The organism is Sphingomonas sp. R647, assembly GCF_020177055.1.
In the GTDB taxonomy this organism is placed as follows: domain Bacteria; phylum Pseudomonadota; class Alphaproteobacteria; order Sphingomonadales; family Sphingomonadaceae; genus Sphingomonas.
Genome location: NZ_JAIQXT010000006.1, coordinates 123,642 through 139,921, shown reverse-complemented (window position 1 = coordinate 139,921; position 16,280 = coordinate 123,642). Strand labels below are relative to the sequence as shown.

Genomic DNA, 16,280 nt, shown 5'->3' with positions numbered 1-16,280 from the left:
CTGATAGGCTATTCGCTGCGTCAGGAGATTTGAGAATGACGATCAAGAAGCTGCGCAAGGCCGTATTTCCCGTTGGCGGGCTCGGTACGCGGTTCCTGCCCGCGACCAAGGCGATGCCCAAGGAGATGCTGCCGGTGGTGGATCGTCCGCTGATCCAGTATGCCGTGGACGAGGCGATCGAGGCGGGGATCGAGCAGATGATCTTCGTCACCGGCCGCGGCAAGACCGCGATCGAGGACCATTTCGACATCGCCTATGAGCTGGAAGCGACGATGTCGGCGCGCGGCAAGTCGCTCGAGATTCTCGAGGATACGCGGCTGAAGCCCGGATCGATCGCCTATGTCCGCCAGCAGGAGCCGATGGGCCTTGGCCACGCCGTGTGGTGCGCGCGCGATATCGTCGGGGACGAGCCGTTCGCGGTGCTGCTCGCCGATGACTTTATGGTCGGGCAGCCGGGCTGCCTCAAGCAGATGGTTGATGCGTACAACAAGGTCGGCGGCAATCTGATCTGTGCGCAGGAAGTGCCCGGATCGCAGACCGACAAATATGGCGTGATCACGCCGGGGACGCGCGACGGCACGCTGACGCAGGTGCACGGGCTGGTCGAAAAGCCCAAGCCCGGGACCGCGCCGTCGAATCTGGCGGTGATCGGCCGCTACATCCTTCAACCCGAAGTGATGCGCGTGCTGGAGACGCAGGAAGCGGGTGCGGGTGGCGAGATCCAGCTGACCGACGCGATGGCGCGGATGATCGGCGACCAGCCGTTCCATGGCGTGACGTTCCAGGGGACGCGCTACGACTGCGGCGACAAGGCGGGCTATGCGCAGGCCAATCTGGCACTTGCGCTGGCGCGTGATGACATTGGCCCGGCGGTTCTGGAATTTGCGCGCGGCCTGATTCGCTGAAGCGTTGGCGAGGCTGCCGCGGCGCTCGAACCTGACGAAGTGATGGGCAACGCGCGCGATCCTGTCAGCTTTGCCGCCTGACGGAGCTTACACCTATGGCCATATCTGGAGGCGTAAGGTGAGCCGAGCCTGATTCGCGCCCCGTTTCGGCGTCGGCTGCGCCGGGCGATGAGGCGATTCGCTGGTGCATCGACCAGTCTATGCGCTCACGCGGCACTTGTAGGAAAGCCCCGTGCGGCACCACCGCGATTCGATTCGCTTGATCGGAAGAAGTGGCATGCTGGCGCGGCCCGATTCGCCCGGGCAGCACGCAAAAAAATGGCGGCCCGAAAGCCGCCATTTCAAAACTCGTTTTGCAACCTGACTTACGGGCTGGTGGGCTCGTCGTCAGCGCTGGTCGCGGCATAGATGCCGAGGCCAACTGCAACCACCACGAACACGATCAGGAAGGGGAAACCACCGTCCTGAAGGTTCGACTCACCAGCCGGGGTCGCAACGCGTGCAGCCTCAGCACTCGAAACCGACGCCTGGGGCGCGGCCAGCGCCGGGGTCGTTGCAAGCGAACAGGCCGCAACGGCCATCATCAACTTCGCCAACCGCATAAATTGCTCCCTCTTATCTTTCACGCAGTGTTGTAGCGCGTGCCTATGCCACAGCCGCGGAATTAGCTCAACAGGTTAAAGCACCTAATTTGAGTAACCCCCGGTCGAGGCTAGAACGCCATAGTCATTGTCCAGTTCCCTATCCGTCGAGCGATTTCACGCGCGCCAAGTCGGCAACCAAGCAACAGCCACGACGGCCTTTGCACCACAACAGTTAAGTTTTTGTGGCATCGCAGTCAACTCGTTCGGTCGCGCACGGCGCAGATTCAGGCGCGATAGTGGCGACGGGGCAACGGTTTTTCGTGCAGTGCGGCATTCCGAATCGGGACAGCGGCGAATCGCGCGGGGTTCCAGGCGAGGCGCATGGGGCCAGCGCGCTGCTTTTGCCGCAATCCGCGATCGGGCATAAGCCGCGCCATGCGTTGTGTATTCCGCCTGTTCCTATTCTTCCTGATGACCGCACTGGCACCGCTGGCGTCCGCGCAAAGCGCTGGCGATGCCGCGTTGTTCGAGGGGTTTCGCGCCGCCGACATGCGCCTCGCCAGCGCCGGATTTCGCCTCAGCACCGCCAATGCGGCGCTGTGCGACCAGCAGGAAGCCGGGCATGGCATCCAGATCCATACGCTCGACCAATATGCCCCGCGCCTGCGCCCGGCGGTGGCGGCGCATTTCGGCTTTGCCGGGGCGGTCGCGGTCGAGGGGGTGGTGGCCGGGAGCCCGGCGGAGCAGGCGGGGGTGCTGCCCGATGACACACTCGTGAAGTTTGGGACGGTCGCAGTCGCGCCTCAGGGTGAGGGCGCGCCCTCGACCGACCGGCTCGTCGCCTTCTGGACTGCCGTCGCGGCGCTGCCGCCCGCTGCACCGATTCGGGTCGAGCTGCTGCGCAACGGCGCGCGGCTGACGCTGACGATTCGGCCCGTTCCGGCGTGCCGGACGCGGTACGAACTGGCGATCACGGCCGCGCTCGAGGCCAGTGCCAATGGCGAGATGGTGCGGATCAGCTCGGGCTATTATGATCGATTCGACGCCGATCTGGTGGCGGTGGTGATCGCGCATGAGCTGGCGCACAATATCCTGCGTCACCGCGAGCGGTTGAAGGCGGTGGGGGCGGAGTTCGGCGTCCTGTCGGGCTTTGGCCGCAACGCCGATTTTTTCCGTCAGGCCGAGTTGCAGGCAGACATTCTCGCCGTCCATTTGCTCGCCCGCGCCGGCTATCCGGCCGATCTCGCCAGCCGGTTCCGTCAGCATCCGGTGGCCAAAGCGCGGTCGGGCGCGTTCCAGCTCCGCTCGCACCCGCATTGGAAGGACCGGCTGAAGGTAGCGCTGGCCGAGGAAGCGCGAATCGCCGCGCAAGGGCCGGGGGCACCATTCGTGGCGGAGCGCGATTCGCCGCTGACCGGTGATTGGCGACCGCTCGTCCCGAGCGACTAGGCGGCCAGCCACTCCCGAATCGCGTCGGTGACCGGCTTCGGCTTCTCCCACGGCACGAAATGCCCGGCATCGACCTGCACGATCGACAAATCGGGGATCAGCGCGTCGAGCCCTTCAAGCTGGACCGGCAGCAGCGCGGTGTCGCGCATCCCCCAGATCACCAGCACCGGCATGCGCAGCGGCGGGAAGGGGGCGTCGAGGAACGCGGGCCGCGCGGGCGTCTCGTCCATCGCCGGCACCACGATTGCGCTGGCGCGGTACCAGTTGAGCATCGCGGTGATCGCGCCCGGCTGGCCCCATTCGTCGAGGTAGGCGGCGCGTTCGGACGCGACCAGCGCCGGATCGACATGCTTGGCAAAGCTGGTGTCGAAGAATCGCCCCAGGCCCATCGCCGCGACCTGTTCGTCCAGCGCGGGGTTGCGGAACGCGCGGATATACTGGCTCGCCGCGCGCTGCTCGATGTCATCATAGAGCGACTTTTGGAAGATGAAGGGGTGGGGGGCGTTGACGATCACCAGCCGCTCGACCCGGTCGGGATGCTGCAGCGCCGCCATCCACGCAATCGCCCCGCCCCAGTCATGGCCGACGAGCACAAAACGGTCCTTCCCGAAATGCGTGGCGAGCGCGAGCAGGTCGCCGACCGGCTTGTCCGGGGTGTAATTCTCGACCCCCTCGGGCTTGGACGACCGCGCAAAGCCGCGCTGGTCGGGAGCGATGACGAAGTGGGTCTTGGCGAGTTCCGGGATCTGGTGCCGCCAGGTGCGGTGCGATTCGGGAAAGCCGTGGAGGAGGATGATTGCGGGCGCGGCGGGGTCGCCGGCGGTCGCGACGTCGAGTTCGACCCCGGTGGACAGGGCGATTCGCTGAAGTTCAAATGCCGACATCGACGCCTCTCCCGCTGTTTTTCGAATGTGCGGTTTGTTTCATCGTCGACTGGGACGTTCAAGTCCTTTTCCCCACTCGTCATCCTGAACTTGGTTCAGGATCCACCGCTCCACAGGCGACTGAGCTTCTGGTGGCGGGGTGGATGCTGACCCCGGACTTGATCCGGGGTCAGCATGACGGCAGAAAGATGTGCGATCAGGGGTAGCTGACCGTCTTTGGCACCTCCGGGATCGGGATGAATTCCTTGTCGTCGCCCGGCACCGTGGGAAACAGCCCGGCCTTCCAGTCTTCCTTGGCCTGATTGATCCGGTCGCGGTCGGACGAGACGAAGTTCCACCACACATGGCGCGGGGTGGTAAAGGCATCGCCCCCGCACAGCATCACCCGGGCACCCTCGATCGAACTCAGTCGTGCCGCGATGCCGGGGCGCAGCACGTACAGCGTCTGCGGTTCCAGCTCGACGCCATCCAGCCGCGCCTGTCCCATCGCCAGATAGACCGCGCGCTCCTCCGCCGCCGCGTCGATCGGCACGCACGCCCCTTGGTCGAGCAGGATGTCGGCGTAGATCGTCCCGGCATAGGTCGTGGTCGGCGCGCGCTGCCCCCATAGCGACCCCATGATGATCCGCGCCTTCACCCCGCCGTCCTCGATCATGGGCAGATCGGCCTTGGCGACATGCTCGAACGCCGGGTCCATCTCCTCGAACCGCTCAGGCAGCGCGAGCCAGGTCTGGATGCCCGACAGCTCCGGACCCGCCGCGCGCTCGCCGGCGGGGGAGCGTTCGGAATGGACGATGCCATTGCCCGCGGTCATCAGATTGACCGCCCCCGGCTCGATCGTCGCGAACGTGCCGAGGCTGTCGCGATGGTCGATCGCGCCGGCGAAGAGATAGGTGACGGTGGCGAGGTTGATGTGCGGATGCGGGCGCACGTCGATGCCCGTCCCAACCTCCAGATGCGCCGGCCCCATCTGGTCGAAGAAGATGAACGGCCCGACCATCGTGCGCGGGCGCGAGGGCAGGGTGCGATGCACCTTGAACCCGCCCAGGTCGTGCGTGGTCGGGTGGATGGTGTGGATGAACAGGTCGTCGGTCATCAGCGTGTCTCCAGCAGCGCCAGCATCGCGCCCAGATCTTCGGGAAAATAGGGTTCGTCATGGTCGGCGAGTTCGTCGCGCGTGAACCAGCGCCATTCGCACATCACGCGTTGTTCGAGCGCGGTGTGGGCGGCGCAATCGATTTGCGTGACGTCGGTGACGACGGCAAAATAGCGTTCGTCGGCGCTGACCGGATCACCCTCGATCGTGATGAACTCAACCTCGCGCCGCGCGACCTCCGGCCCGCAATCGAGGTCGAGGCCGGTTTCCTCGCGCAGCTCGCGCCGGGCTGCCTCAGCATAGCTTTCGCCGGGGTCGAGCGCGCCGCCGGGCGTGCACCAGAAGGGTGGGCGATCGTCGGGCGTGAAGCGGAACAGCAGCACGCGGTCCGCGCGATCGGTCAACAGGATGCGCGCGGCCGGGCGGGGCCGCCGCGGGATCACGCCTCCCCCGGCGCGCTCGCGCGGATCGCCATCGCGTGGACGCGTTCGATCATCAGGTCGCCGAGCGCGCGATTGACCAGCCGCTGGCGGTCGAGCCGCGACTTGCCCGTGAAGGCCGCGCTTTCGATCACCACGGTGAAGTGCGATTCGCCACTGCCATCATCGCCGCTATGGCCGCGATGTTTCGCGCTGTCGTTGATCACCTCCAGCTTTGAGGGGGCGAGCGCGCCGGTCAGGCGGGCGGCGATTTCGGTGGCAACGGGGCCGGTAGCAGTGTCGGTCATCGCTCCTATATAGGCCGCTTTTGCCCCGGAGTTTAAGTGTCTCGCGAGCCGCGCAAGGATCGTCCCCAAGCCCGCTTCCACGGTCGCGTGGAGGCGCCCGGTCGCCTGTGCGCCGAACCGGGCTGCGCCGAACCGGGCGAGTTTCGCGCACCCGTGGCGCCGGGGCCGCGCGGCGGCGACGGGCCGGGCGCCTATCGCTTTCTGTGCCTCGAGCATGTCCGCGCGTTCAATTCGGGTTACAATTATTTCTCCGGCATGAGCCCCGAGGAAATCCACGCGGCACAGCGCCCCTATGCCGGATGGGAAGCCGAATCGCGCGCCTTCACCGCCACCGGCGGCGCCGACCGCCCGCCACGCTGGGCCGACTTTTCCGATCCGCTCGACGCGATCGGCGCACGTTTCCGTGCGGCCCGCCCGGTCGAGCGCAAGGACGGCAAGCCGCTATCGGGCAAGGACCGGGAGGCGATGAAGGTGCTCGCGCTCGACCTCGATGCCGACCGCATGGCGCTGCGCCGCCGCTACTCGGATCTGGTCCGCCAATATCACCCCGACCGCAACGGCGGCGACCGCAGCCATGAAGGTGCCCTGCAAAAGGTGATCGAGGCGTATCAGCAGCTGAAAAGCTCGCCGGCCTTCGCCTAATTTACCAGCCCTCGCCCGCAGTGATCCGCGCGCGGCGCGCCAGTTCCTCGGCGGTGGGTTCGGGGAACTGGAAGTCGGCCTGTTCGACCGCGCCCTTCACTTCATAGGTCGCCATCGCGATGCCGTTGCGGGTGAGGCGGTGCTCGACCAGTTCGAGCGACCGGGGCGGGGTGCCGTCGCCGAACATCCGCTTGCCCTTGCCCAGCACGACCGGCGCGGTCATCGTCACCAGCCGATCGAGCAGGCCACGTTCCAGCAGTTGCGGATAGAGGGTCGAACTGCCCTGAATCACCAGATTCGGGCCGTCGCTGTCGCGGAGCGCGGCGAGCGCATCGAGGTCGGCGAGCCGTTCGCTGCCCTCCCACGCCAGCGGCGCATCGCGGCTGGTCAGCACATATTTGCGGATCGTGCGGAACAGCGCGCCGATCTCGTCGCCCTCGGGTGCGAACGGCCAATGGGCGGCGAAAATCTCATAGGTACGACGACCGAGCAGTAGATCGAACGGCGGCTTGAACACCGAATCGACCTGATTGCCGATTCCCTCGTCGAACAGGGCCGCCAGCCAGCCGCCCTGATCGAAGCCTCCGGTCCAGTCTTCTTCCGGGCCGCCGGGGGCCTGCATCACCCCGTCGAGGCTGAGGAAGGCGGCGCCGATGATACGTCTTGGCATGTCTGCGGTCCTTTAGTCGCGGTCGGGTGCGTCGAGCGGGAAGAAGTGTCGATAGGGTCGTGCGCCATCGACCGCGCGCGCAACCGAGGGGCGGGCGAGCAGCCGGGCGCGATAGGCGCGCAGATTGGCGTGCGCTTCGGGGATCGGGATGATCCAGTCGGCGTAGAACAGCGCGGGCGCGGCGGAGAGATCGGCGAGGGTGAACTCCGCCGTCGCCGCCCATGTGCGGCCCGCCAGATGCGCGTCGAACCAGGCATAGCTGGTGGCGAGTTGCGCCGCGACCTGCTCGTCTGCCAGCGGGTCGCGCTTGTCCGCTGGCCGGATCGCGTTGAACACCAACCGCGCGGCGGGGTCCATCACCTGCTGGTCGAACAGGCGGTCGAGCATCCGCACCTGCAACGCCGCATCCGGATCGGCGGGGATCAGGCGCGGGGTGCCCGACAGGCGATCGACATGCTCGGCAATGATACTCGATTCGCCCAGCACCAGATCGCCATCGACCAGCAGCGGGAAGCGCTTGAACGGCCAAAGCTCGGCCCAGTGCGCGCTGTTCTCCGGTTCGTCGGGCGACACCATGCGCAGCGTGAAGGGCAGATCGTGCTCGTAGAAGGCGATCAGCGCCTTCCAGCAATAGGAGGAAAAGGGGTGGGCGTAGAGGTCGGGAGTGCTCATTTCGGTGCGACTAGTCCGAACATTGCACCCTGCGGATCGGTCGCGTGGAACACGCGGTCGCCGCCGGGCACCTCCATCGGATCGCTGTGCGGGGTGCCGCCCAGTTCCTCCACTTTGGCATGCGCCGCTTCGATGTCGGGCACGCGGAAATAATAGGTCCAGCCGACCGGATGCTCGGCCAGTTCCCGCGGCATCATCGCGCCCCATACGACGTCCATATCGTCGCCGGCATCCTTGCAGCGCAGGAAGCTGTACTCGCCCCATGGCATCGGCATGGCCCCGGCCTTTTCCCAGCCAAACACGGCGGAGTAGAACGAAAAGCCCGCCTCGGCGTCGCTGGTCTGCAGCTCGTTCCAGCTGACATGGCCCTCGCCAAAGCGGGCATAGGCGGTGCTGCTCTCCGGGCTGGCGCCGCGCATCACGTAAAAGATGACGCCCTGCGGATCGGCGACCATTGCGAAGCGGCCGACGCCGGGAATGTCGGTCGGCGGCACATGCACCGACCCGCCCGCCGCCTTGAGCCGTTCCACGCTGGCGTCGACATCATCGACCCCGACATAGCCAAGCCAGCCGGCCTTCGCGCCGCCCGCGATCATGTCCGGGCCGAGCGTCAGCATGCCCCCGACATCGCCGTCCGCCGCATGGAGAATGCGGTATTCCGCGCCGCCCGGGGCATAGGAGTCGGCGTCGATCCGCCAGCCGACCACACCTTCGTAGAATGCGCGGGATGCCTGCGCGTCGGGGGTCATCAGTTCGTACCAGATCCAGCTGCCATGCGGGTTGGTCATATGCATGCTCCTTCGATCGCGTTCGAAAAGGAAACCGTCACCCCGGCCTTGTGCCGGGGTCCACTGTGCCCGACGCGCAGCGTTAAAGGCTCGAGCTTCGCGCTTGCCTCCCGGTGGACCCCGGCACGGGGGCCGGGGTGACGAAGGAAGGCAGGGTTGGCGTTTTAGCTTCGCGCCGTATCCAGGATCGGCGCGAAGCCGCCCCACATCATCCGCTGGCCGTCGAACGGCGGTTCGGTCGGGGGCTTCATCCGCTCGTCTTCCATCATCTTCGCCCAGCCGGCGTCGCGGGTCGCCTTGTCGGGCCATTCGATCCAGCTGTAGACGACCGCTTCGTCATCCTTCTTGTGGGTCGCGCGGTTATAGTCGGTAACCTCACCGTCGGGCGTCTCCGCGCTCCACGCCTCGACCACGCGCAGCGCGCCGAATTCCTGGAACAGCGGCAGCATGCGTTGGGCGAGTTCGCGATACGCCTCCTTGTTCGCCGCAGGGACGGGGAGGACATAGCCGTCGATATAGCCGGTCCGGCTGGGGTCCCCTGCCTCGACCAGCGCATCAAACCCGGCAAAGATCATGCGGCTGCCGTCGAACGGCATGTCCTTCATGCCCTCAAGCGCGTTCGGGTCGCTCATCATCTTCTCATTGGCGGCGTCGCGCGTCGCCTTGTCGGGATATTCGAGCCAGCTGAACAACACCGTCTCGTCGTCCTTCAGCGCCACCGATTGCTTCAGGTCGTTGACCTTGCCATCGGGCACATCATCGCCCCACGCCTCGACGAAACGCGTCGCGCCGAGCCCCTTGAACAGGTCGATCGCGCTATGGGCGTGCTTGATATACTCCGCCTTGTTGGCGGTCGGGACGGGGGTCAGGAACCCTTCGACATAGGTCATGGCATCTCTCCTCACGCGGGGGCGTGTTCGGGTTTGAAATCGGCGAGTTGTGCCGCGAGCGCGGCCTTGAAGGCGGGGCGGGTGATGGCGCGCTCGAGATAGGCGCGCAGCACGGGGCGGTCGGCAATCAGCCCGCTGCCCTCCGCCTGACGCAGCACCGTCGCCATTGCGATGTCGGCGATGCTGAATTGTCCCGCCAGCCACTCACGATCCCCCATCGCGGCGGCGAGCCGGTCGAGCTTTTGCCCGATCGCCGCGACCAGCGAGGGCTTGCGCAGCTCCGCCCATGGTTCGCCCGCCGCGAAAATCTCGACATTGCCGAGTTCGAACAGCATCGGCTCGACGCTGTTATAGGCGGCGAACAGCCAGCTGATCGCATCGGCGCGCGCCTGACGGTCGGTCGGCAGCAGCCGCGCGTCGCGCTCGCCCAGATGCAGCAGGATCGCGCCGCTTTCGAACAGATGGATGTCGCCATCGATCAGTGCGGGAACCTGCCCCCAGGGCTGCTCCGCGAAATAGGCGGCCGGCCGGTTGCGCGGGTCCATCAGCCGCATGTCGTAGGCGAGGCCGATCTCCTCGCACGCCCAGCGCGGGCGCAGGTCGCGGACAAAGCCCTTGGCGAAATCGGGCACCCAGTCGAACCCGGTAATCTCGACGGTCATGGTATGTCTCCTGTCGCGCGCGGGTCAGGCGTCGCCTTCCTTCTTGTGTCCCTTGAGCAGCGCGACCACCGCCATCGCGTGGCCGTGGCCAAGGCCCAGTTCGTCCTTCAACGTCGCGACGATCGCCATCGGCTTGACGCCGGGCGCGAGCGTGTCGCCCTGCGTCCAGCCGCGTTCGCGGCCCAGCGCGCGCAAGTCGTCCGGGGTCTTGCCGGTCTTTTGCTGGATGGTGTTGAGATAGGCCAGGAATGACATAAGCGGTCTCCGGTCAGGTAACGCCAGCGGCGGCGGCTTCGATCGTGGCGATGTCGATCTTGCGCATCGGCATCATCGCCTGCATCGCGCGCTGCGCCGCGGCCTTGTCGGGATTGTCCCAGACGAGCTGCATCAGCCGGTCGGGCGTGACTTGCCAGCTGACGCCCCATTTGTCCTTGCACCAGCCGCACTGGCTCTCTGCCCCGCCATCGGCGATGAGCGCGGCCCATAGCCGGTCGGTCTCGGCCTGATCGGGCGTGTGGATGATGAAGCTCATCGCCTCGCTATGCTGAAACATCGGGCCGCCGTTGAGCAGCAGATAGCGGTGCCCGGCCAGCTCGATCTCGGCGATGATCACCTCGCCCGCCTTCTGGCTCGGCGTGTCGATCGGCGTGCGTTCGATCCGGACGATGCGGCTGTCGGGGATCAGCGACGTGTAGAACGCCGCCTGTTCCTCGGCGGTGTGGTTGCTCCAGATGCAGGTGGTCATGCGGGTCATGGCATCTCTCCTGTGGCCGCGGTTCAGGCCGGTTCGTGCGCCGGACCTTCGGGGAAGGCGGCCATCGCCGCCTCCATGTCCATGAACATCGGTTCGAAGAGATGGCCGTCGGGATCCTCGAAGCTGCGGCCGTACATGAAGCCCATATCCTGCAGCGGCCGGACATCGGCCTTGCCGCCCGCCGCGCCCGCCCTTTCCGTAATCGCATCGACATCCGCGCGGCTGTCGAACGACAGGCACAGCAGCACCTCGCTCACCTTCGTGGAATCGGCGATTGTCTTGTGCGGGATGAAGGTCGCGTAGAACTCATGGCCCAGGATCATCAGCGTGATCGTGTCCGACCACATCATCGCGCTCGCCACTTCGTTGCTGAAGCGCGCATCCTTGGTGAAGCCGATCGCTTCGTAGAATGCGGTCGATGCCGCCACATCCTTCACCGGCAGATTTACGAAGATCATCCTTGGCATCACGCTTCTCCTGACGTGCATTCCGGAAACGCTGCGGTTCCGAATCACCTGCTTGAGTTTGATGCCCTCGAGAGTTATTAAAAGCAACTATGAAGTTAGAAAAAGTGACTAATACCAGCGACGCGGTGCGATCGGCGTGAAAAAGGAACGGCGGCGCTGGTATGACGATGCCTGCGGGACGGCGATGGCGCTGGAGCTGGTGGGCGAGCGCTGGTCGCTGATGATCGTGCGCGAGCTGATGTTCGGCCCGCGCCGGTTCAGTGAGATCAAGGCGGCACTGCCCGGCCTGTCAGCCAATGTGCTGACCCAGCGGCTCGAGGGGCTGGAGGAGTCCGGCATCCTGACACGCGAAAAACTGCCCCCGCCGGCGAACGCTCAGGTCTATGCGCTGACCCCGTGGGGCTATGAGGCGGAAAAGCCGATCCAGCTGCTCGGCGCCTGGGCGGTGCGGTCGCCCGAACATGATCCGACGCTGCACCTGTCGGCGGCGTCGGCAATGATGTCGCTGCGGACGATGCACAATCCGGGGCTTACCGGCGATCTCGATTTCGTCATCGGGTTTCGCATGGGGGATGATGCCTTTGTCGGGCGCTACAATCGCGACGGCATCGCGCTGAAGCGCGGCGATCCGGCGGGCGCCGACGTCATCTTCAACGGCCCGCCGACCGCGATCGCGGGCGCCGTCTATGGCGGCGCGCTGGCGGAGCTTGAGGCGGCGGGCGTGCTGCGGATCGAGGGCGACCACGCGCTCGCCGAAGCGTTCGTGACGCGCTTTCCCCTGCCGACCAAGTGGACCGAGACGTAGCCGTTTGGTCCAGCGACTGACCTTTGGGGCGTGTGGCCGACAGCGGAGGATTGTGGCACCGAGCCGCTCCCGCGCTTGCGGAGTGGCACGCTAGCCGATACCGCACCGCAAAAGACCCGTACCGAGTCCGAAAGCCCCCATGACCAGCATCCCGAACACCCAGCCCGACAGCCGCGAGACGACGATCCTGCAGGCGCCCGACAAGACCGTCAGCGTCCGCGACCTGTTCGGCATCGACATCGACATGGAAGTGCCGGCGTTCAGCGTGGCGGACGAGCGCGTTCCCGATCTCGACCCGGCCTATGTGTTCGATGCCGACACGACGCTCGCGATCCTCGCGGGCTTTGCGCACAATCGCCGCGTGATGATTCAGGGCTTTCACGGCACCGGCAAGTCGTCGCACATCGAACAGGTCGCCGCGCGCCTCAACTGGCCGTGCATCCGCATCAACCTCGACGCGCATATCAGCCGCATCGACCTGATCGGCCGCGATGCGATCGTGCTGAAGGATGGCGTGCAGGTCACCGAATTCCGCGAAGGCCTGCTGCCCTGGGCGCTGCAGACGCCGACCGCGCTCGTGTTCGACGAATATGATGCCGGTCGCCCCGACGTGATGTTCGTGATTCAGCGCGTGCTGGAGACCGAGGGCAAGCTGACCCTGCTCGACCAGAATCGCGTGATCCGGCCGAGCCCGTGGTTCCGCCTGTTCGCCACCGCCAACACGGTCGGCCTTGGCGACACCAGCGGGCTGTATCATGGGACGCAGCAGATCAACCAGGGCCAGATGGACCGCTGGAACATCGTCGTCACGCTGAACTACCTCCCCGCCGCGGTCGAGGCACAGATCGTGCTGGCCAAGAGCGGCGACTATGACAAGCCGGGCGGCAAGGAGCTGGTCGAGAACATGGTCCGCGTCGCCGAGCTGACCCGTCGCGGGTTCATCAACGGCGATATCTCGACCGTGATGTCGCCCCGCACCGTCATCACCTGGGCGCAGAATGCCGAGATCTTCAAGGACGTCGGCTTCGCCTTCCGCCTGAGCTTCCTCAACAAGTGCGACGAGGCGGAGCGGTCGCTGGTCGCGGAATATTACCAGCGCGTGTTCGGCAAGGACCTGCCCGAGAGCGTCGTCAGCAAGGCATGAGGCGTTAGCGGTCGGTTTCCAGATCGATCGCCGGCGCCGAGGCTTCACGCATCCGCCGCTCGGCCTCGCGCTGCTGCTGGCGGAGATGGTCTTCTGGTGAGACGGTCGGCGTCCCTGGTCGGGCCCGCGCCAGTTCGTTTCGAGCGCGCGCTTCGTCGGAGGCCTCACCGAACAGGTCTTTTGCCGCCGTTGGGTCGGCGCGGAGGTTCTGCAGCTTCACTTGCAGGCTGGTCACCTCCCACGGGTGCAACATGGCGTAATGCGCAAAGGCCTGCTCGACCTTGCGCCCGTCGAACTCCCGCTTTTCGAGTGAGGCGGCGACGCGTTCATCGAGCATCGCCTGCAGGCCGGCGCTCAACAGGCCGTCGTCCTGGACGAATTGCGCAAGCTTGCGCAGCGGTCCGGTTTCCGACGCCTTGAACGCGACCGCCACCTTGGTGCTGCTTGCGCCATTGGGCTTCAACTGCGCCTCGATCTGCCCGAGCAACACCCCGTCCATCCGCAACGACCAGCGCAGCGACTGGCCGGACTGGCCGGTCACCGATTCGGAGACCGCCGACTTGCGCATGCTGACCGAGCCGAGTTCGTCCGAAAAGCGCGTGGCGTGCAGCCGGGAATAGGCTTGGTCGATCCCGACTGCATAGACCGGGGTGTGATCCATCGCCGAATAACCGCCAGCAAGCGCGAGCGCGCCGGTGGAAGCAAAGATCAAGCTCTTCATCGCGTTGGGTCCCCCGGCCAAGTCGGATACCCATTATGGTCAGGCTGCTTAAGGAGCAGCTTCAACCGACGCTTAACAAGGCGAAAAGCGTAATTGCGCCGGTGCCCGCCACCGGTCGACGACGGCGGGCCTCGGCCACCGCGCAGCCTTACGCCGCCGCGGCATAGCTCCGGCGTTGTGGCGTCCCGTCGATGTCGAACTGCGCAGCGCGCCCGGCGAGGTCGGTCGCTTCGTTGCGCAGCTGCTGCGCGGCGGCGGAGGTCTCCTCGACCATCGCGGCATTCTGCTGGGTCGTGCTGTCCATGCCGCTGACGGCGATCACGATTTCCGAGATCGACATCGCCTGAACGCGGTTGTCGTCGACCAGCGATCCAACCAGCGTATCGACCTGGGTAAAGATGTCCGCGATCTGGACCAAAGCCCCATCGACATCGCCCACCGCGCCGACCGCATTGCCGACCTCTTCCTGAGTCACGGTCAGCTGGTCGCGGGCGCGCTTGGCTTCTTCCTCGGCGCGCATCGCGAGCGCGGAGACGAGGTCGGCGACCACCGCGAAGCCACGTCCCGCCTCGCCCGCACGGCCGGCCTCAACCGCCGCATTCATCGCGAGGACGCGCGTCTGGAACGCGATCTTGTCGAGCCCTTCGATCACATCGTCGATGCCCTTGGCGCATTCCGACACGCGGCGCATCGCCGTAACCGCGCCCGAAGCAACCTCGCGCCCACCCGCAACGCTGGTGTTGGCGCGCTTGGCACAGCTCAGCGTTTCGTCGGCAGAGGCGGCGCTGGCGCGCAGCCGCTCGTCGATCTGCGACAATGCAGCAGAGGTCTGCTCGAGGCTCGCCGCGCTGCTCTCGCTGCGGCTGGCCAGATCCTGCGCGGCGCGTGCGATCTCGGTCGACCCGGTCTGGATGCTCTCCGACCGTTCGACCACTGCGGCAATCAAGTCGCGCAGCGTGGTCGCGGTGGCGTTGAAATCGGTCTTGAGCTGCGCATAGGCCGGCGGGAAGTCGGCATCGATCCGCGCGACCAGCTTGCCTTCGCGCAGCGCGGCAAGGCCGGTGCCGATCGCGGCGGTGACCTGGCGCTGCTCCTGCGCGTTGCGCGCCTGCTCGCGTTCGCGCTCGGCGGCGGCGAGGCGGAAGACATCGGCCGCGCGGGCCAGCGTCCCGATCTCATCGGCGCGGTCGGTTTCGCCAACGGCCAGATCTTCGCCCTTGGCCAGCCGGTCGACCGTGTCGGACAGGCGACCAAGCGGCAGCCCGACAACGCGCTTCGACGCCATCCACAGCGCGCCGAGCGCGCCCGCCACCACCAGAATTGCGATGACGACCAGCATCCAGGTCAGGGCATTGGCAGGTGCGGTAATCGCCGCCTGCGGAATATCGACGATCACGGCCCAGCGATCGGCGATCCCGCTGACGGTCACCGGCACCGCGAACCGCGCCCACTGCGTGCCATCGGCGGCGACATGGGCAAAGCGCTGGGGCGTGCCCGTCTTGATCACCGCGTCGATCAGTTCCTTCTGACCTTCGTCATAGGGCTTCATCCGCATCTCTGCATTCTCATGCGCGATCCAGTTGCCGTCCTGCGCGATCAGGCGCACGCGGCCCGATCCCAGCGGCTTCTGCTTCATCAGGCCAGCGGACAGGTCATCCAGGCTGATGTCGAACCCCGACACGCCGACCACCTGATCACCGCGGCGCAGCGGGAAGGTGATGCTGAACATCAGCACCTGCTTGCCATCGACCGGATAGCTGTAGGGGAGGCTGAGCCGGCCGGCGCCGCGCTTGAGCCCCTGCGCATAATAATCCTTCTGCCAATCCTCGGGCGGGCTGGCATCCTGCGGGTTGATCTTGCCGGACTTGTCGCGGGTCAGATACGGCGCGAAGCCGCCCGCAACGTTATAGGCGGGGGTGCCGGCCAGTTCGGGGCGGTTATATTCGGGCTCCAGGATCGACCATGCGCCAAGCACGGTCGGCGCGGAGGCGAGGAAACCGCGCAGCTGGGATACCGTCCGATCGGGCGCGAAACCGTCCGCCGTCAGGTCGGTCGAGATCGACCGCGCCATCGCATGCGATGCCCCGACGATGCCGTTCACATCGGTCGCGATGTCGCTCGCATAGCGCTCTGCCGTCACCTCGGCGGTCTCGCTCGAACCGCGACCGACGACGGACGATGCCTGAAGCGTGACGATGGTAAACCCGATCGCGAGCAGCAGCGAGATCGCGGCGGCGCACAGCGCGACCAGCTTTCCGGCGACCGACAGACGGTCGAAGCGGCCGCGCACCGTGTTCGAACTGGCAAAAGTCGTGGCGAGGTAGGACAAGGAGTATCTCCTGGGCAGTATTCGCCCGCATTATAGGCCGGTGCGACCGTCGAAGGTCGGGCGCTGCGCGAATCTGTACCCTGACCTGACC

At 66.2% G+C, this 16,280-nt stretch carries 20 protein-coding genes and 1 pseudogene; 5 read left to right on the top strand and 16 right to left on the bottom strand.

Features of this window, described 5'->3' with window-relative positions:
• Nucleotides 1-35: 35 nt before the first annotated feature.
• Nucleotides 36-905 carry a UTP--glucose-1-phosphate uridylyltransferase GalU gene (gene galU / locus K9B35_RS16250; protein ID WP_224923032.1) on the top strand — a complete coding sequence of 290 codons (870 nt, stop codon included), beginning with the start codon at nucleotides 36-38 and terminating at the stop codon, nucleotides 903-905.
• A gap of 365 nt (nucleotides 906-1,270) precedes the next feature.
• On the opposite strand, the gene K9B35_RS16245 is transcribed toward galU, so the two are convergent.
• Nucleotides 1,271-1,507 carry a hypothetical protein gene (locus tag K9B35_RS16245; RefSeq protein ID WP_224923031.1) on the bottom strand — a complete coding sequence of 79 codons (237 nt, stop codon included), beginning with the start codon at nucleotides 1,505-1,507 and terminating at the stop codon, nucleotides 1,271-1,273.
• Nucleotides 1,508-1,924: 417 nt separating this feature from the next.
• Here K9B35_RS16245 and K9B35_RS16240 point away from each other — a divergent pair, with 417 nt between their 5' ends.
• Nucleotides 1,925-2,938, top strand: a complete 1,014-nt coding sequence (locus K9B35_RS16240; protein ID WP_224923030.1) for a peptidase M48 family protein — start codon at nucleotides 1,925-1,927, stop codon at nucleotides 2,936-2,938.
• On the opposite strand, the gene K9B35_RS16235 is transcribed toward K9B35_RS16240, so the two are convergent.
• From K9B35_RS16235 to K9B35_RS16220, 4 genes are all read right to left on the bottom strand, one after another.
• Nucleotides 2,935-3,822: an alpha/beta fold hydrolase gene (locus K9B35_RS16235; protein WP_224923029.1), complete on the bottom strand. Its 888-nt coding sequence runs from the start codon at nucleotides 3,820-3,822 to the stop codon at nucleotides 2,935-2,937. The two genes, K9B35_RS16240 and K9B35_RS16235, sit on opposite strands and share 4 nt — an antisense overlap.
• Nucleotides 3,823-4,018: 196 nt before the next feature.
• Entirely contained in the window at nucleotides 4,019-4,918 is a 900-nt protein-coding gene (locus tag K9B35_RS16230) for a pirin family protein (RefSeq protein WP_224923028.1), read from the bottom strand.
• Nucleotides 4,918-5,358 carry an NUDIX hydrolase gene (locus K9B35_RS16225; protein WP_224923222.1) on the bottom strand — a complete coding sequence of 147 codons (441 nt, stop codon included), beginning with the start codon at nucleotides 5,356-5,358 and terminating at the stop codon, nucleotides 4,918-4,920. The genes K9B35_RS16230 and K9B35_RS16225 overlap by 1 nt, the downstream gene beginning before the upstream one ends.
• Nucleotides 5,358-5,645 carry a BolA family protein gene (locus K9B35_RS16220; RefSeq protein ID WP_224923027.1) on the bottom strand — a complete coding sequence of 96 codons (288 nt, stop codon included), beginning with the start codon at nucleotides 5,643-5,645 and terminating at the stop codon, nucleotides 5,358-5,360. The genes K9B35_RS16225 and K9B35_RS16220 overlap by 1 nt, the downstream gene beginning before the upstream one ends.
• A 36-nt stretch (nucleotides 5,646-5,681) precedes the next feature.
• Between K9B35_RS16220 and K9B35_RS16215 the strand changes: the two genes are divergently transcribed.
• Nucleotides 5,682-6,287, top strand: coding sequence for a J domain-containing protein (locus tag K9B35_RS16215; protein WP_224923026.1), 606 nt, complete (start codon nucleotides 5,682-5,684; stop codon nucleotides 6,285-6,287).
• 1 nt (nucleotide 6,288) lies between these two features.
• On the opposite strand, the gene K9B35_RS16210 is transcribed toward K9B35_RS16215, so the two are convergent.
• The 9 genes and pseudogenes from K9B35_RS16210 to K9B35_RS16170 form a co-directional block, all read right to left on the bottom strand.
• Nucleotides 6,289-6,957: a dihydrofolate reductase family protein gene (locus K9B35_RS16210; protein ID WP_224923025.1), complete on the bottom strand. Its 669-nt coding sequence runs from the start codon at nucleotides 6,955-6,957 to the stop codon at nucleotides 6,289-6,291.
• Nucleotides 6,958-6,969: 12 nt separating this feature from the next.
• Entirely contained in the window at nucleotides 6,970-7,629 is a 660-nt protein-coding gene (locus K9B35_RS16205; RefSeq protein ID WP_224923024.1) for a glutathione S-transferase family protein, read from the bottom strand.
• Nucleotides 7,626-8,417, bottom strand: coding sequence for a VOC family protein (locus K9B35_RS16200; protein WP_224923023.1), 792 nt, complete (start codon nucleotides 8,415-8,417; stop codon nucleotides 7,626-7,628). Before K9B35_RS16200 ends, K9B35_RS16205 begins: the two co-directional genes overlap by 4 nt.
• Nucleotides 8,418-8,581: 164 nt before the next feature.
• Nucleotides 8,582-8,992 (bottom strand): DUF1428 domain-containing protein, encoded by a 411-nt coding sequence (locus tag K9B35_RS16195; RefSeq protein ID WP_224923221.1) that lies wholly within the window; start codon nucleotides 8,990-8,992, stop codon nucleotides 8,582-8,584.
• An 18-nt stretch (nucleotides 8,993-9,010) separates the two neighbouring features.
• Nucleotides 9,011-9,307: pseudogene (locus K9B35_RS16190) on the bottom strand (DUF1428 domain-containing protein); the annotation flags it as partial.
• Between the two features lie 11 nt (nucleotides 9,308-9,318).
• On the bottom strand, nucleotides 9,319-9,969 hold the full coding sequence (locus tag K9B35_RS16185) for a glutathione S-transferase family protein (protein ID WP_224923022.1): 651 nt from the start codon (nucleotides 9,967-9,969) through the stop codon (nucleotides 9,319-9,321).
• Between the two features lie 24 nt (nucleotides 9,970-9,993).
• Entirely contained in the window at nucleotides 9,994-10,224 is a 231-nt protein-coding gene (locus K9B35_RS16180) for a DUF4287 domain-containing protein (RefSeq protein WP_224923021.1), read from the bottom strand.
• 13 nt (nucleotides 10,225-10,237) lie between these two features.
• On the bottom strand, nucleotides 10,238-10,723 hold the full coding sequence (locus K9B35_RS16175; RefSeq protein WP_224923020.1) for a VOC family protein: 486 nt from the start codon (nucleotides 10,721-10,723) through the stop codon (nucleotides 10,238-10,240).
• Between the two features lie 23 nt (nucleotides 10,724-10,746).
• On the bottom strand, nucleotides 10,747-11,190 hold the full coding sequence (locus K9B35_RS16170; protein ID WP_224923019.1) for a VOC family protein: 444 nt from the start codon (nucleotides 11,188-11,190) through the stop codon (nucleotides 10,747-10,749).
• A 136-nt stretch (nucleotides 11,191-11,326) separates the two neighbouring features.
• Here K9B35_RS16170 and K9B35_RS16165 point away from each other — a divergent pair, with 136 nt between their 5' ends.
• Together K9B35_RS16165 and cobS are read left to right on the top strand one after the other, a co-directional pair.
• On the top strand, nucleotides 11,327-11,995 hold the full coding sequence (locus K9B35_RS16165) for a winged helix-turn-helix transcriptional regulator (protein WP_224923018.1): 669 nt from the start codon (nucleotides 11,327-11,329) through the stop codon (nucleotides 11,993-11,995).
• A 139-nt stretch (nucleotides 11,996-12,134) separates the two neighbouring features.
• Nucleotides 12,135-13,139 (top strand): cobaltochelatase subunit CobS, encoded by a 1,005-nt coding sequence (gene cobS, locus K9B35_RS16160; protein WP_224923017.1) that lies wholly within the window; start codon nucleotides 12,135-12,137, stop codon nucleotides 13,137-13,139.
• A 4-nt stretch (nucleotides 13,140-13,143) separates the two neighbouring features.
• Here cobS and K9B35_RS16155 read toward each other — a convergent pair whose 3' ends face one another.
• Nucleotides 13,144-13,860 (bottom strand): hypothetical protein, encoded by a 717-nt coding sequence (locus K9B35_RS16155; RefSeq protein ID WP_224923016.1) that lies wholly within the window; start codon nucleotides 13,858-13,860, stop codon nucleotides 13,144-13,146.
• Between the two features lie 148 nt (nucleotides 13,861-14,008).
• The gene (locus K9B35_RS16150; protein WP_224923015.1) at nucleotides 14,009-16,189 is read right to left on the bottom strand and encodes a methyl-accepting chemotaxis protein; all 2,181 of its coding nucleotides are present in this window, start codon (nucleotides 16,187-16,189) and stop codon (nucleotides 14,009-14,011) included.
• Between the last annotated feature and the right edge of the window lie 91 nt (nucleotides 16,190-16,280).

Excerpts from the sequence above, each read along its gene's own strand:
- K9B35_RS16235 (WP_224923029.1), bottom strand. The coding sequence starts at position 3,822 with ATGTCGGCATTTGAACTTCAGCGAATCGCCCTGTCCACCGGGGTCGAA.
- K9B35_RS16220 (WP_224923027.1), bottom strand. The coding sequence starts at position 5,645 with ATGACCGACACTGCTACCGGCCCCGTTGCCACCGAAATCGCCGCCCGC.
- cobS (WP_224923017.1), top strand. The coding sequence starts at position 12,135 with ATGACCAGCATCCCGAACACCCAGCCCGACAGCCGCGAGACGACGATC.
- K9B35_RS16205 (WP_224923024.1), bottom strand. The coding sequence starts at position 7,629 with ATGAGCACTCCCGACCTCTACGCCCACCCCTTTTCCTCCTATTGCTGG.
- K9B35_RS16245 (WP_224923031.1), bottom strand. The coding sequence starts at position 1,507 with ATGCGGTTGGCGAAGTTGATGATGGCCGTTGCGGCCTGTTCGCTTGCA.
- galU (WP_224923032.1), top strand. The coding sequence starts at position 36 with ATGACGATCAAGAAGCTGCGCAAGGCCGTATTTCCCGTTGGCGGGCTC.
- K9B35_RS16240 (WP_224923030.1), top strand. The coding sequence starts at position 1,925 with ATGCGTTGTGTATTCCGCCTGTTCCTATTCTTCCTGATGACCGCACTG.
- K9B35_RS16210 (WP_224923025.1), bottom strand. The coding sequence starts at position 6,957 with ATGCCAAGACGTATCATCGGCGCCGCCTTCCTCAGCCTCGACGGGGTG.
- K9B35_RS16230 (WP_224923028.1), bottom strand. The coding sequence starts at position 4,918 with ATGACCGACGACCTGTTCATCCACACCATCCACCCGACCACGCACGAC.
- K9B35_RS16195 (WP_224923221.1), bottom strand. The coding sequence starts at position 8,992 with ATGATCTTTGCCGGGTTTGATGCGCTGGTCGAGGCAGGGGACCCCAGC.
- K9B35_RS16155 (WP_224923016.1), bottom strand. The coding sequence starts at position 13,860 with ATGAAGAGCTTGATCTTTGCTTCCACCGGCGCGCTCGCGCTTGCTGGC.
- K9B35_RS16185 (WP_224923022.1), bottom strand. The coding sequence starts at position 9,969 with ATGACCGTCGAGATTACCGGGTTCGACTGGGTGCCCGATTTCGCCAAG.
- K9B35_RS16180 (WP_224923021.1), bottom strand. The coding sequence starts at position 10,224 with ATGTCATTCCTGGCCTATCTCAACACCATCCAGCAAAAGACCGGCAAG.
- K9B35_RS16200 (WP_224923023.1), bottom strand. The coding sequence starts at position 8,417 with ATGACCAACCCGCATGGCAGCTGGATCTGGTACGAACTGATGACCCCC.
- K9B35_RS16170 (WP_224923019.1), bottom strand. The coding sequence starts at position 11,190 with ATGCCAAGGATGATCTTCGTAAATCTGCCGGTGAAGGATGTGGCGGCA.
- K9B35_RS16175 (WP_224923020.1), bottom strand. The coding sequence starts at position 10,723 with ATGACCCGCATGACCACCTGCATCTGGAGCAACCACACCGCCGAGGAA.